The 12,884-nt window shown below is 72.0% G+C and carries 11 protein-coding genes; 9 read left to right on the top strand and 2 right to left on the bottom strand.

The window, feature by feature from the left end; translation table 11 throughout:
* The first annotated feature begins 21 nt into the window (after window positions 1–21).
* The 3 genes from OHS17_RS12405 to OHS17_RS12395 all read left to right on the top strand — a co-directional run bounded on the left by OHS17_RS12405 (window position 22) and on the right by OHS17_RS12395 (window position 3,247).
* Window positions 22–1,353: a nitrate/nitrite transporter gene (locus OHS17_RS12405; protein WP_330312211.1), complete on the top strand. Its 1,332-nt coding sequence runs from the start codon at window positions 22–24 to the stop codon at window positions 1,351–1,353.
* A 129-nt stretch (window positions 1,354–1,482) separates the two neighbouring features.
* Entirely contained in the window at window positions 1,483–2,652 is a 1,170-nt protein-coding gene (locus OHS17_RS12400; RefSeq protein ID WP_330312210.1) for a uroporphyrinogen-III synthase, read from the top strand.
* Window positions 2,653–2,674: 22 nt separating this feature from the next.
* On the top strand, window positions 2,675–3,247 hold the full coding sequence (locus tag OHS17_RS12395; protein ID WP_330312209.1) for a GNAT family N-acetyltransferase: 573 nt from the start codon (window positions 2,675–2,677) through the stop codon (window positions 3,245–3,247).
* Here the strand turns inward: OHS17_RS12395 and OHS17_RS12390 are convergent.
* Window positions 3,244–3,783 carry a GNAT family N-acetyltransferase gene (locus OHS17_RS12390; RefSeq protein ID WP_330312208.1) on the bottom strand — a complete coding sequence of 180 codons (540 nt, stop codon included), beginning with the start codon at window positions 3,781–3,783 and terminating at the stop codon, window positions 3,244–3,246. The two genes, OHS17_RS12395 and OHS17_RS12390, sit on opposite strands and share 4 nt — an antisense overlap.
* A 105-nt stretch (window positions 3,784–3,888) precedes the next feature.
* Here OHS17_RS12390 and OHS17_RS12385 point away from each other — a divergent pair, with 105 nt between their 5' ends.
* The 3 genes from OHS17_RS12385 to OHS17_RS12375 all read left to right on the top strand — a co-directional run bounded on the left by OHS17_RS12385 (window position 3,889) and on the right by OHS17_RS12375 (window position 8,745).
* Window positions 3,889–6,270: a HelD family protein gene (locus OHS17_RS12385; RefSeq protein WP_330312207.1), complete on the top strand. Its 2,382-nt coding sequence runs from the start codon at window positions 3,889–3,891 to the stop codon at window positions 6,268–6,270.
* A gap of 405 nt (window positions 6,271–6,675) precedes the next feature.
* Window positions 6,676–8,109, top strand: coding sequence for an NAD-dependent malic enzyme (locus OHS17_RS12380; protein WP_161211410.1), 1,434 nt, complete (start codon window positions 6,676–6,678; stop codon window positions 8,107–8,109).
* A gap of 354 nt (window positions 8,110–8,463) precedes the next feature.
* A complete protein-coding gene (locus tag OHS17_RS12375; protein WP_017237029.1) occupies window positions 8,464–8,745 on the top strand; it encodes an HU family DNA-binding protein in 282 nt (93 codons plus the stop codon).
* A 104-nt stretch (window positions 8,746–8,849) separates the two neighbouring features.
* Here the strand turns inward: OHS17_RS12375 and murA are convergent, their stop codons facing one another.
* Window positions 8,850–10,190 carry a UDP-N-acetylglucosamine 1-carboxyvinyltransferase gene (murA, locus tag OHS17_RS12370; RefSeq protein WP_018100785.1) on the bottom strand — a complete coding sequence of 447 codons (1,341 nt, stop codon included), beginning with the start codon at window positions 10,188–10,190 and terminating at the stop codon, window positions 8,850–8,852.
* Window positions 10,191–10,465: 275 nt separating this feature from the next.
* Between murA and OHS17_RS12365 the strand changes: the two genes are divergently transcribed.
* The 3 genes from OHS17_RS12365 (at window position 10,466) to OHS17_RS12355 (ending at window position 12,882) form a co-directional block, all read left to right on the top strand.
* On the top strand, window positions 10,466–11,026 hold the full coding sequence (locus tag OHS17_RS12365; protein WP_018100784.1) for a YqgE/AlgH family protein: 561 nt from the start codon (window positions 10,466–10,468) through the stop codon (window positions 11,024–11,026).
* A 29-nt stretch (window positions 11,027–11,055) separates the two neighbouring features.
* Window positions 11,056–11,343 (top strand): DUF3039 domain-containing protein, encoded by a 288-nt coding sequence (locus tag OHS17_RS12360; protein WP_026171211.1) that lies wholly within the window; start codon window positions 11,056–11,058, stop codon window positions 11,341–11,343.
* 234 nt (window positions 11,344–11,577) lie between these two features.
* Window positions 11,578–12,882 carry an extracellular solute-binding protein gene (locus tag OHS17_RS12355; protein ID WP_330312206.1) on the top strand — a complete coding sequence of 435 codons (1,305 nt, stop codon included), beginning with the start codon at window positions 11,578–11,580 and terminating at the stop codon, window positions 12,880–12,882.
* Window positions 12,883–12,884 lie beyond the last annotated feature (2 nt).

Raw genomic sequence — 12,884 nt, 5'->3', positions numbered from 1 at the left:
GACCACCCGTGGAGGCGCGTGATGGCAGGCCGTTGGATCGAGCACTGGGACCCGGAGGACGAGACCTTCTGGCGGGACACCGGCGAGCGCGTCGCCCGCCGCAACCTCTGGTTCTCCGTCCTCTCCGAGCACATCGGCTTCTCCATCTGGACCCTGTGGTCGGTGATGGTGCTCTTCATGGGGCCCGAGTACGGGATCGACCCGGCCGACAAGTTCTTCCTGATCTCCACCGCCACCCTCGTCGGGGCCGTCGTCCGGGTGCCGTACACCTTCGCGGTCGCCCGGTTCGGTGGCCGGAACTGGACGGTGTTCAGCGCGCTCACCCTCCTCGTGCCGACGATCGCCGCCCTCGTCGTGATGGAGCCGGGCACCTCGTACGGCACCTTCCTCGCGGTGTCCGCGCTGACCGGCATCGGCGGCGGCAACTTCGCCTCGTCCATGACGAACATCAACGCCTTCTTCCCGATGCGCAAGAAGGGCTGGGCGCTCGGGCTCAACGCGGGCGGCGGCAACATCGGCGTGCCCGTCGTGCAGCTGGCCGGGCTCCTGGTCATCGGGACGGCCGGGGCCACGCACCCCAGGATCGTGCTCGCCGCGTACATCCCGCTGATCCTGCTCGCCGCCGGATGCGCCGCCCGCTACATGGACAACCTGGCGCCCGTGCGCAACGACACCGGGGCCGCGAAGGAGGCGGTGCGCGACCGCCACACCTGGATCATGGCGGTCCTCTACATCGGAACCTTCGGCTCCTTCATCGGCTACAGCTTCGCCTTCGGGCTCGTCCTCCAGACCCAGTTCGGCCGGACCCCGCTCCAGGCGGCCTCGCTCACCTTCATCGGACCGCTGCTCGGCTCGCTGATCCGGCCGGCCGGCGGCCGGCTCGCCGACCGGTACGGCGGGGCCCGCATCACCCTCGTCAACTTCGCCGCCATGGCCGCCGCGACCGGCGTGGTCGTATACGCCTCCCGGATCGCCTCGCTGACCGTGTTCCTCGTCGGCTTCACCGCCCTGTTCGCGCTGTCCGGGCTCGGCAACGGGTCGACGTACAAGATGATCCCGGGCATCTTCCACGCCCGGGCCGTCAGCCAGGGGCTGCGCGGCGAGGATGCGGCGGCCCGGGGGCGGCGGATCTCCGGGGCCGCGATGGGGCTGATCGGCGCGGTCGGCGCGCTCGGCGGGCTCGCCATCAACCTCGCCTTCCGGCAGTCCTTCCAGACCTCCGGCGCGGGCACGGCGGCCTTCTGGTCCTTCCTCGCCTTTTACGCGGTGTGCTCGGCGCTCACCTGGTCGGTATACCTTCGCCGCGCCGCGGCCGTACCGGCGAAGCCCCTGCTCGGCCATGCGGGGGTGTGATGATGGACGGGCGGTGCCGGGCGACGTAACGAGCGGGAAATACAGCTGAACCGGGCCTGTCACGCGGCATTGGCAGGCTCGGTCCTCCGCACCATCGAGCAGCAGCGGGACGAGAGCCGGGTAGACCTCATGCACGACGGACAACACGACGGCCGACAGCCGGACGACGCACCGCACGGGCCCCTCGCGGGCTTCACGGTCGGGGTCACCGCCGCCCGCCGGGCGGAGGAGCTGGGCACGCTGCTGCGGCGCCGGGGCGCCACCGTGGTGCACGCGCCGGCCCTGCGGATCGTGCCGCTCGCCGACGACGGCGAACTGCTCGCCGCGACCGAGCAACTGGTCGCCGGGAAGCCCGACGTGGTCGTCGCCACCACCGCGATCGGCTTCCGCGGCTGGATCGAGGCGGCCGACGGCTGGGGCATCGGCGACCGGCTCCTGGAGACCCTGCGCGGGGTCGAACTCCTGGCGCGCGGCCCCAAGGTGAAGGGCGCGGTCCGCGCCGCCGGGCTGACCGAGGCGTGGTCCCCGGCCTCCGAGTCCATGGCCGAGGTCCTGGAACGGCTCCTGGAGGAGGGTGTACAGGGCCGCCGCGTCGCGCTCCAGCTGCACGGCGAACCCCTCCCCGGCTTCGTGGAGGCGCTGCGCGAGGCCGGTGCCGAGGTGGTCGGCGTCCCCGTCTACCGCTGGATGCCGCCCGAGGACATCGCGCCCCTGGACCGGCTCCTCGACCTCACCGCCGCCCGCGCCCTGGACGCGCTCACCTTCACCAGCGCCCCGGCGGCGGCCTCGCTGCTCGGCCGCGCCGAGGAACGCGGACTGCTCACCGAGGTCGTCACGGCGCTGCGCGGCGACATCGTGCCCGCCTGCGTCGGACCGGTCACCGCCCTGCCGTTGCAGGCGCGCGGGATCGACACCGTCCAGCCGGAGCGCTTCCGGCTCGGCCCGCTCGTCCAGCTGATCTGCCGCGAACTCCCCGCCCGCGCCCGTACGCTGCCCGTCGCCGGACACCGCGTCGAGATCCGGGGCCACGCCGTTCTGGTGGACGACGAGCTGCGCGCGGTCCCGCCCGCCGGGATGGCCCTGCTGCACGCCCTGTCCCGGCGCCCCGGCTGGGTGGTCTCGCGCGCCGACCTGCTGCGCGCCCTGCCCGGCAGCGGCAGCGACGAGCACGCGGTGGAGACCGCCATGGCCCGGCTGCGCACCGCGCTCGGGGTGCCCCGGCTGATCCAGACCGTCGTCAAGCGCGGCTACCGGCTGGCGCTGGACCCGGCGGCGGACGCCAAGTACGCGGGGGCCTGACCGGCCGGATAGCGTGCCGGGCATGATCGATGACGCTCACCCGCTCCACGCGGGGATACGGCTGCGCCCCCTCAGGCCGTCCGACGCCGCGTCCTGCGCGGAGGCGCTGACCCGCAGCCGTGCCTACATGCGGCCCTGGGAGCCCCTGCGCCCCGAGTCCTTCTACACCGAGGAGGGCCAGAGCCGACGGCTGGCCGCGCTGCTCGCGGAGCGGGAGGCGGGGCGCGTGATGCCCTGGGTGCTGAGCGACGCGGAGGACCGGGTGGTCGGCGGCTTCAATCTCAACGCCCTCGTGCTCGGCGCCTTCCGCAGCGCCGTCCTCGGCTACTGGGTGGACGTGGACCTCGCGGGCCGCGGGCTGGCCACGGCCGCCGTGCGCAGGATCTGCGAGCTGGCGCGGGACGAGCTGGGACTGCACCGGGTCGAGGCGGGCACCGTGCTGGACAACACCGCGTCCCAGCGGGTCCTCGCCAAGTGCGGGTTCGAGGAGTTCGGGATGGCCCGGGGCTACATGCACATCGACGGCGAGTGGCGCGACCACCGCCTCTTCCACCGCCTCCTGCACGACGGACCGGTGACCGGGGCGAGGAACTAGACCGGCCGTGTGTGGACGTGGCCCTCGTGCGGCCACGGCGGGGTCGGGGGCAGCACCCCGGTGAGCGCGTACCCGGCCTTCTCCGCGACCCGGCACGAGGCCGCGTTGTCCACCTGATGCAGCAGTTCGAGGCGTACGAGCCCGGCGTCGGCGAACGTCGCGGCCGCCCAGCCGGACAGCGCTTCGAGGGCGCGCGGGGCGATGCCCCGGCCCCGGGCGGGCGCGATCGTCCAGTAGCCCACCTCCGCCGAGGGCGCGCCGGGCTCCGGGAACGACAGGGCCACATTGCCCACCGGACCCGCCCCGAGCTCCGGGTCCACCACCGCGAAACTGTGCCGCAGCCCGGTCGCCCGGCCCTCCTCCTGGGCCCGCAGCCAGTGCGCGGCCGCCTCCTCGTCCGCCACCGGCGCCCGCGATCCGGCCTGCACGGCGGGGTCGCGGTACGCGTCGAGGAGCACCCCCAGATCGCCCGGCCGCCAGGGGCGCAGCACCAGGGAACCGGCCGTCGGACAGGTGTCGCGCGCACGGGCGTTCATCGGCTCATCGTACGAGGGTGTTCGAACGGCCCCCCGGCAGGTGCGCGAAGGGCCCCCGTCGCATAGGGTTGACGGCTGCCCAGTGCACGTCAGAAGGGGGCCTCGGTGGCCGCGCAGGATGCCGCTGTCGATTCGTTGCGGGACCGGGAAATCGGTGTCGAGCAGGAACATCTCGACCGGGTGTACCACCGTCTTGAGGAGAAGATCCACGAGGCGGAATTTCTCATGGACGACGCCGTCAAACGCGGCCAGGTCGGGACGCCGGGGGCGCTCGCCGAGCGCGACGCCCAGGTGTTCCGCGCCGGAATCCACCTCAACCGGCTGAACAGCGAGTTCGAGGACTTCCTCTTCGGGAGGATCGACCTCCTGCTCGGCAAGGACGGCGAACGCGGCCCGGACGGCGCGTACACCTCCGTCGAACCCGCCGACGACGTCGTGCGCGAGGACGACACCGCGGACATCGCCGAGACGCTGCACATCGGCCGCATCGGGGTCCTCGACTCCGACTACGCGCCGCTCGTCATCGACTGGCGGGCCCCGGCCGCGGCCCCGTTCTACCGCTCCACGCCCAAGGAGCCCGGCCGGGTGGTCCGCCGCCGCGTCATCCGCTCCAAGGGCCGCCGGGTCCTCGGCGTCGAGGACGACCTGATGCGCCCCGAGCTGACCGCGTACCTGGACGGCGAGAAGCTCCCGGTCGTCGGCGACGGCGCCCTGATGGCCGCGCTCGGACAGGCCCGCAGCCACACCATGCGGGACATCGTGTCGTCCATCCAGGCCGAGCAGGACCTCGTCATCCGGGCCCCCGCCGCCTCCGTCACGGAGGTCTCCGGCGGCCCCGGCACCGGCAAGACCGCGGTCGCCCTGCACCGCGCCGCGTACCTGCTCTACCAGGACCGGCGGCGGTACGCGGGCGGCATCCTCGTCGTCTCGCCGACGCCCCTGCTGGTGGCCTACACCGAGGGCGTGCTGCCCTCGCTCGGCGAGGAGGGCCAGGTCGCGATCCGCGCGGTCGGCTCGCTCTCCGACGACGCGGCGGGGCCCGCGGGCGCCACCACGTACGACGAGCCCGCCGTGGCCCGGATCAAGGGCTCCTCGCGGATGCTCCCGGTGCTCCGCAAGGCGGCGCGCGGCGCGCTGGAACAGCCCGCGCCCCGGGCCGCCTCCGCCGCCGGCGGGCAGCTGGAGTTCGGTGAGGCCGAGGAGGCCCCGCAGCCCGCCGGCACGCCGACCCGGCTGCGCGTGGTCGCCTTCGGTGCCCGGGTCGAGCTCCAGGAGGACGAGCTGCGGCGCATCCGCAACAACGTCCTCGGCGGGACCGCCCCGGTCAACCTGCTGCGCCCGCGCGCCCGCCGGCTGCTGCTCGACGCGCTGTGGAACCGCTCCTCCGGCCGGGGCCGCTACACCGATCCGGAGCTGGCGGCCGAGCTGCGTACGTCCTTCGACGAGGACGTGTCCACGGAGACCCCGTTCATCGAGTTCCTGAACGCCTGGTGGCCCGAGCTGACCCCGCGCGGGGTGCTCGCCGCGATGGCCGACGAGAAGCGGCTCGCCCGGTGGGCGCGGCGCACGCTCAACCAGGGCGAGGTGCGCCGGCTCGCGCGCTCCCTCAAGCGCCTGGACGCCGCCGGACAGGGGCCGCTCTCCGTGCACGACGTGGCGCTCCTGGACGAGCTGCACACGCTGCTCGGCACCCCGAGCCGCCCCAAGCGCAAGCGCGAGGCGGACCCGCTGGACCAGCTCACCGGTCTGGAGGAGCTGATGCCCCGCCGCGAGGAGACCCAGTGGGAGCGCGCCGAACGGCTCGCCGCCGAGCGCACCGAGTACGCCCACGTCATCGTGGACGAGGCGCAGGACCTGACGCCCATGCAGTGGCGGATGGTCGGCCGGCGCGGCCGGCACGCGACCTGGACGATCGTCGGGGACCCGGCGCAGTCCTCCTGGTCCGACCCGGACGAGGCGGCCGCCGCCCGTGACGAGGCGCTGGGCAGCCGCCCCCGCCGGAACTTCACGCTGACCGTCAACTACCGCAACCCGGCCGAGATCGCCGAGCTGGCCGCGAAGGTGCTGGCCCTCGCCATGCCCGGCATGGAGTCCCCGGCCGCCGTCCGCTCGACGGGCGTGGTCCCGCGCTTCGAGACCGTGCGCGAGGACGACCTGGCCGGGACCGTCCGCGAGGAGGCCCGGCGGCTGCTCGCCGAGGTGGACGGCACGGTCGGCGTCGTCGTGGCGATGAACCGGCGCGCTCAGGCCCGCGCGTGGCTGGCGGAGCTGGGCGACCGGGTGGTGGCGCTCGGCAGCCTGGAGGCCAAGGGACTGGAGTACGACGCGACGGTGGTGGTCTCGCCCGCCGAGATCGCGGACGAGTCCCCGGCCGGGCTGCGCGTGCTGTACGTGGCGCTGACCCGGGCGACCCAGCAGCTGACCGTGGTGTCGGGGGAGCGGGACCTGCCGGACGAGGACGGGGTGCCGGACCTGCTCAGGGACTGAGGGAGGGGGCGCGCGGACGCCGGTTCCGGTCAACACGCGCTGCGGGAATCACTTTTCCAGGTGGTTTGTTAGCCTGGTGGTGACACCGGCTCGATCCAAGCCCCCGGGCCCAACCTTAGTCGCTTCGAGCGACCACTTGCCGCGAGGCGAGCATGGCGGGCCGGTGTCGTCAACGTAAGAAGAGGCCCGCGTCACCTTTGGGTGGCGCGGGCCTCTTCGCGTTCCCGTGGAGGGGTTCCGCTGCGCCGCACTCTCTCGTATGGTGGAAAAGAGTTTCCGCGCTGCGACAGTCATTAACGGCTACTCGTCGGTAGGTGCGAATATCGGAAGGCGTGTCCGCTGCCGGGCCTGCTCGGGCTTCGGACGCGCATAGCAATGAAGCTAAGGAAAGCGAAGGACTCGGCCATGGCAACGGCGCCCAGCGTCTCGTACTCGATGACGGTCAGGCTGGAGGTGCCCGCGAGCGGCACCGCGGTCTCCCAGCTCACCACGGCCGTGGAGTCCTCCGGCGGTTCGGTCACCGGCCTCGACGTGACCGCTTCCGGCCACGAGAAGCTGCGGATCGACGTCACGATCGCCGCCTCCTCCACCGCGCACGCCGACGAGATCGTCAAGGGGCTGCGCGGCATCGAGGGCGTCGTACTCGGCAAGGTCTCCGACCGTACGTTCCTCATGCACCTCGGCGGCAAGATCGAGATGGCGTCCAAGCACCCCATCCGCAACCGTGACGACCTCTCGATGATCTACACCCCCGGCGTGGCCCGGGTCTGCATGGCGATCGCCGAGAATCCCGAGGACGCCCGCCGCCTCACCATCAAGCGCAACTCCGTCGCAGTCGTGACGGACGGCTCCGCGGTGCTCGGCCTCGGCAACATCGGCCCGAAGGCCGCGCTGCCCGTCATGGAGGGCAAGGCGGCCCTCTTCAAGCGCTTCGCCGGCATCGACGCGTGGCCGATCTGCCTGGACACCCAGGACACCGACGCCATCGTCGAGATCGTCAAGGCCATCGCGCCCGGCTTCGCGGGGATCAACCTGGAGGACATCTCCGCGCCGCGCTGCTTCGAGATCGAGGCCCGGCTGCGCGAGGCCCTGGACATCCCCGTCTTCCACGACGACCAGCACGGCACGGCGATCGTCGTCCTGGCCTCGCTGACCAACGCGCTGCGCGTGGTGGGCAAGGCGATCGGGGACGTGCGGGTGGTCATGTCCGGCGCCGGAGCGGCCGGTACGGCCATCCTGAAGCTCCTCATCGCCGCGGGCGTCAAGCACGCCGTCGTCGCCGACATCCACGGCGTGGTGCACTCCGGCCGCGAGGACCTGCGATCCGCCGACCCGGACTCGCCGCTCTGCTGGATCGCCGACAACACCAACCCGGAGGGCATCACCGGCACCCTCAAGGAGGCCGTGGTCGGCGCCGACGTCTTCATCGGCGTCTCCGCCCCCAACGTGCTGGACGGGGACGACGTGGCGGCCATGGCGGACGGCGCCATCGTGTTCGCGCTCGCGAATCCGGACCCCGAGGTGGACCCGGCGATCGCCCGCCGCACCGCCGCCGTCGTGGCCACCGGACGCTCGGACTTCCCGAACCAGATCAACAACGTGCTGGTCTTCCCCGGCGTCTTCCGGGGCCTGCTCGACGCCCAGTCGCGCACCGTCAACACGGACATGATGCTCGCCGCCGCGCGCGCCCTGGCCGACGTGGTCGCCGAGGACGAGGTGAACGCGAACTACATCATCCCCTCGGTCTTCAACGACAAGGTCGCCGGAGCGGTCGCCGGGGCCGTCCGGGACGCCGCGCGGGCCGCCGGAGCGACTGTGACGGCGCCCACGTCCGTCTGACCTACGGCGCGTCGCGGGTCGCGGCGCCCCAAACGCCCCTTTAGGGTGGGCGGGCGACGCGTCCCGCAGAGCCCCGCACCCGCTGCGCAAGGCTCTGGGGGAGTCGACGGGACGTCACCACGACGAGGCAGTGGTGCTGTTCGCGCGGCTCCCGGAGGGTGCCGGATTGGCTTTCCCGCCGCAGGTGGGGGCAGGATGCTTCCTCAAGGACTACGTCCAGGGGAGACCCCACAGGGCGCGAGGTCTACCGGACCCTCTCAAGGGCGGACCCGGGTACGGGGACTGTCCGAGGGCCCTGGCAGCATCGGCTTCGATCTCACGCCTCACAGGCAAGAAGAACACGGGAGTAACAACATGAACCGCAGTGAGCTGGTGGCCGCCCTGGCCGACCGTGCCGAGGTGACCCGCAAGGACGCCGACGCCGTGCTGGCCGCTCTCGCCGAGACCGTCGGTGAGGTCGTCGCCAAGGGCGACGAGAAGGTCACCATCCCCGGTTTCCTGACCTTCGAGCGCACCCACCGTGCCGCTCGCACCGCTCGTAACCCGCAGACCGGCGACCCGATCAACATCCCGGCCGGCTACAGCGTGAAGGTCTCCGCGGGCTCCAAGCTCAAGGAAGCCGCCAAGGGCAAGTAAGACCCCTGGGTACGACGGAGGGCGGCCACCCCACCCGGGGTGGCCGCCCTCCGGCATTCGGCCCTCCAGCGGCCGCTCAGGCCCGTCAGACCAGCGAGGGCCCGTCAGACCAGCGAGCCGCCCGGCAGCTCGACCTTGGCGCCCAGCTTCTCCAGCTTGTCCATGAAGTTCTCGTAGCCCCGGTTGATCAGGTCGATGCCGTGCACCCGGGAGGTGCCCTGGGCCGCGAGGGCGGCGATCAGGTACGAGAAGCCGCCGCGCAGGTCCGGGATGACCAGGTCCGCGCCCTGGAGCTTCGTGGGGCCCGACACGACCGCGGAGTGCAGGAAGTTGCGCTGGCCGAAGCGGCAGTCCGAGCCGCCCAGGCACTCGCGGTAGAGCTGGATGTGCGCCCCCATCTGGTTCAGCGCGGAGGTGAAGCCGAGCCGGGACTCGTACACCGTCTCGTGGACGATGGAGAGGCCCGCGGCCTGCGTCAGCGCGACGACCAGCGGCTGCTGCCAGTCCGTCTGGAAGCCGGGGTGCACGTCCGTCTCCAGCGCGATGGCGTTGAGCGCGCCGCCCGGATGCCAGAAGCGGATGCCCTCGTCGTCGATCTCGAACGCGCCGCCGACCTTGCGGTAGGTGTTCAGGAACGTCATCATCGAGCGCTGCTGGGCGCCCCGGACGTAGATGTTGCCCTCGGTCGCCAGTGCGGCGGACGCCCAGGAGGCGGCCTCCAGGCGGTCCGGGAGGGCGCGGTGGGTGTAGCCGTCGAGGCGGTCCACACCGGTGATCCGGATGGTCCGGTCGGTGTCCATCGAGATGATCGCGCCCATTTTCTGCAGGACGCAGATCAGGTCCTCGATCTCCGGCTCCACGGCCGCGTTGGACAACTCCGTGACGCCCTCGGCGAGCACCGCGGTCAGCAGTACCTGCTCGGTGGAGCCCACCGAGGGGTAGGGCAGCCGGATCTTGGTGCCGCGCAGCCGCTGCGGGGCCTCCAGGTACTGCCCGTCCGCCCGCTTCTCGATGGTCGCGCCGAACTGGCGCAGCACGTCGAAGTGGAAGTCGATCGGCCGGCCGCCGATGTCGCAGCCGCCGAGCCCCGGGATGAACGCGTGGCCCAGGCGGTGCAGCAGCGGACCGCAGAACAGGATCGGGATGCGCGAGGAGCCCGCGTGCGCGTCGATGTCGGCGACGTTGGCGCTCTCGACGTGGGTGGGGTCCAGGACCAGTTCGCCCGGCTCCTCACCGGGGCGGACCGTCACGCCGTGCAGCTGGAGCAGCCCGCGCACCACGCGTACGTCGCGGATGTCGGGCACGTTGCGCAGCCGGCTCGGCCCGCTGCCGAGCAGTGCGGCGACCATCGCCTTGGGCACCAGGTTCTTGGCGCCTCGGACGCGGATCTCGCCCTCCAGCGGGGTTCCGCCGTGGACAAGCAGGACATCGTCTGTGCCGGTCATGAATCTCGCGTTCCGGAGTGGTCGGGCAGGGGGCCAAACGAAAGGGTAATGGCCCCGCACCCCCGTTCCGTAGGGGAACGGGTGGTGTACGAACGTCATGAATCCGCCACAACACGCTCTGCTGTACGGGACTTGCGGAGGGTCACCGTCCGGATCGCCGGTCCCACCGTGCGCTCCTCGTGCACCCGTGCGCCCTGAGCTGCGCTCGGGCACCGAGCGCGACGACCGTGTCACTTGGCCCCCGCCACGACCCGGGATGCGGGATCATTTCTCCCATGACCGAGGTGTCCTCGCTCACAGGGCGGCTGCTCGTGGCCGCGCCCGCCCTGGCGGACCCGAACTTCGACCGCGCGGTCGTGCTGCTCCTCGACCACGACGAGGAGGGCTCCCTCGGCGTGGTCCTCAACCGGCCCACCCCGGTGGGCGTCGTGGACATCCTGGCGGCCTGGGCCGGGCTGACCGGTGAGCCGGAGGTCGTCTTCCAGGGCGGACCGGTCTCGCTGGACTCCGCCCTGGGGGTCGCGGTGATCCCGGGCGGCGAGGGACCCCTCGGCTGGCGCCGGGTGTACGGAGCGATCGGCCTGGTCGACCTGGAGGCGCCGCCCGAGCTGCTGGCGGCGGCCGTGGGCTCGCTGCGGATCTTCGCGGGGTACGCGGGCTGGGGGCCCGGACAGCTGGAGCGCGAGCTGTCCGAGGGCGCCTGGTACGTGGTGGAATCGGAGCCCGGTGACGTGTCCTCGCCGCGCCCGGAGGGCCTGTGGCGTGCGGTGCTGCGGCGGCAGCGCAGCGAACTGGCCATGATCGCCACGTATCCGGACGACCCTTCGCTGAACTGATGTCCCGTTCTTCAGTACGCTTGGCGGTTATGAGCACTCTTGAGCCCGAGCGCGGGGCAGGTACCGGAACCCTCGTGGAGCCGACACCACAGGTGTCGAACGGCGACGGCGACCACGAGCGCTACGCCCATTACGTCCAGAAGGACAAGATCATGGCGAGTGCCCTGGAGGGCACCCCCGTGGTCGCCCTGTGCGGCAAGGTCTGGGTACCGGGGCGCGACCCCAAGAAGTACCCGGTCTGTCCGATGTGCAAGGAGATCTACGAGTCCATGGGCGCCGGCGGCGACAAGGGCAAGGGCGGCAAGGACAAGAAGTAGCGGCCACCGGTACGGCCCGCAGCTGAAGGTCCGGGAGACCCCCGGGGCGCGCATCCGCGTGCCCCGGGGGTTTTTCGTGTGCCGTTGCACGGGCTGCTCCGGCAGGTCACGGAGTGGTGCAGAGGTGGTGCAGACCACTTGTGGCCGTCCAGGTCCGGACCTACTCTCCTGCCTGTTGTGCAGAACGAAACGCGCGTTGCGCATTCTGCAACGCTGACCGGTAGGGGTTCCCGGATGAAGTTCTCTGCCCGAATCGCCGCCCCGGCCGCGGCGCTCGTCCTGGCGGGCCTCACCGCCACCGCCTGCGCGCCGCAGACCTCCGACACCGGAGCCAAGGGCGACGAGAAGACCGGCACGCTGCGTGTCTGGCTGTTCCAGGAGGTCGGCAACAAGCCGAAGGAGAAGGTCGTCGACACCGCGGTCGCCGCCTTCAGGAAGGCCCACGAGGGCGCGAAGGTCGAGATCGAGTACATCCCGGTCGAGACCCGCGCCCAGCGCGTCAAGGCCGCCTTCAACGACCCGAAGAGCGCCCCCGACCTCATCGAGTACGGCAACACCGACACCGCCGGATACGTGAAGGACGGCGGACTCGCCGACATCACCTCCGAGTTCGGCGCCTGGGCCGACGCCAAGGACACCGACCCGGCCGCCAAGCAGTCCGTGACGGTCGGCGGCAAGGTCTACGGGGCCCCGCTCTTCGTCGGCGTCCGCGCGCTCTACTACCGCACCGACGTCTTCGCGGACCTGGGCATCCAGCCGCCCAAGTCCCAGGCCGAACTGATCTCCACCGCGAAGAAGATCCACCGGAAGAAGCCGGACCTGTACGGGCTCGCCGTCGGCGGCGCCTACACCTACGGCGCGATGCCGTTCATCTGGGCCAACGGCGGCGAACTGGCCGACCAGGACGGCTCCTCGTACACGTCGGCCATCAACAGCGCGAAGGCCCGCAAGGGCATCGAGGCGTACACCTCGCTGTTCGGCGCCACCAACTGCCCGCCCGCCAAGTGCGCGGCCATGGGCGGCAACGCGACCGTCATCGCCTTCGCGTCCGGCAAGGCCGCCATGGCCATCGGCGGCGACTTCAGCCACGCGGCCGTCGAGGCCGGCAGCGTCAAGGGCAAGTACGCCGTGGTCCCGCTGCCCGGCGTGGCCGAGGGCTCCATAGCGCCCGCCTTCGCCGGCGGCAACAACATCGGCGTGCTGAAGAGCAGCGGCCATCGCACCCTCGCCGTCGACCTGATGAAGGAGCTGACCGGCAAGGCGTCCCAGGCCCGCATGTTCGACGCGATGGGCTTCCTGCCGACCTACACCGACGTCCGCGCCGCCGCCGCGAAGCGCGAGCCGTTCGTCGAGCCCTTCGTCAAGACGCTCGGCGCCGGAGCCAAGTTCGTGCCCGCATCCCCGGCCTGGGGGCAGATCGACTCCTCGCTGATCCTGCCCACCATGTTCCAGGAGATCGTCAGCGGCCGTAAGGACGTGGCGAAGGCGGCCGACGACGCCGCGAAGAAGATGGACGCGGCGTTCGCCGACGCGGGCTGACG

The sequence above is a fragment of the Streptomyces sp. NBC_00523 genome (genome assembly GCF_036346615.1).
Classification (GTDB): Bacteria; Actinomycetota; Actinomycetes; order Streptomycetales; family Streptomycetaceae; genus Streptomyces.
Note: the sequence above shows the minus strand (reverse complement) of the source record. Positions and strands in the feature narration are given on the sequence as shown.

Excerpts from the sequence above, each read along its gene's own strand:
- OHS17_RS12405 (WP_330312211.1), top strand. The coding sequence starts at position 22 with ATGGCAGGCCGTTGGATCGAGCACTGGGACCCGGAGGACGAGACCTTC.
- OHS17_RS12400 (WP_330312210.1), top strand. The coding sequence starts at position 1,483 with ATGCACGACGGACAACACGACGGCCGACAGCCGGACGACGCACCGCAC.
- OHS17_RS12395 (WP_330312209.1), top strand. The coding sequence starts at position 2,675 with ATGATCGATGACGCTCACCCGCTCCACGCGGGGATACGGCTGCGCCCC.
- OHS17_RS12390 (WP_330312208.1), bottom strand. The coding sequence starts at position 3,783 with ATGAACGCCCGTGCGCGCGACACCTGTCCGACGGCCGGTTCCCTGGTG.
- OHS17_RS12380 (WP_161211410.1), top strand. The coding sequence starts at position 6,676 with ATGGCAACGGCGCCCAGCGTCTCGTACTCGATGACGGTCAGGCTGGAG.
- OHS17_RS12375 (WP_017237029.1), top strand. The coding sequence starts at position 8,464 with ATGAACCGCAGTGAGCTGGTGGCCGCCCTGGCCGACCGTGCCGAGGTG.
- murA (WP_018100785.1), bottom strand. The coding sequence starts at position 10,190 with ATGACCGGCACAGACGATGTCCTGCTTGTCCACGGCGGAACCCCGCTG.
- OHS17_RS12365 (WP_018100784.1), top strand. The coding sequence starts at position 10,466 with ATGACCGAGGTGTCCTCGCTCACAGGGCGGCTGCTCGTGGCCGCGCCC.
- OHS17_RS12360 (WP_026171211.1), top strand. The coding sequence starts at position 11,056 with ATGAGCACTCTTGAGCCCGAGCGCGGGGCAGGTACCGGAACCCTCGTG.
- OHS17_RS12355 (WP_330312206.1), top strand. The coding sequence starts at position 11,578 with ATGAAGTTCTCTGCCCGAATCGCCGCCCCGGCCGCGGCGCTCGTCCTG.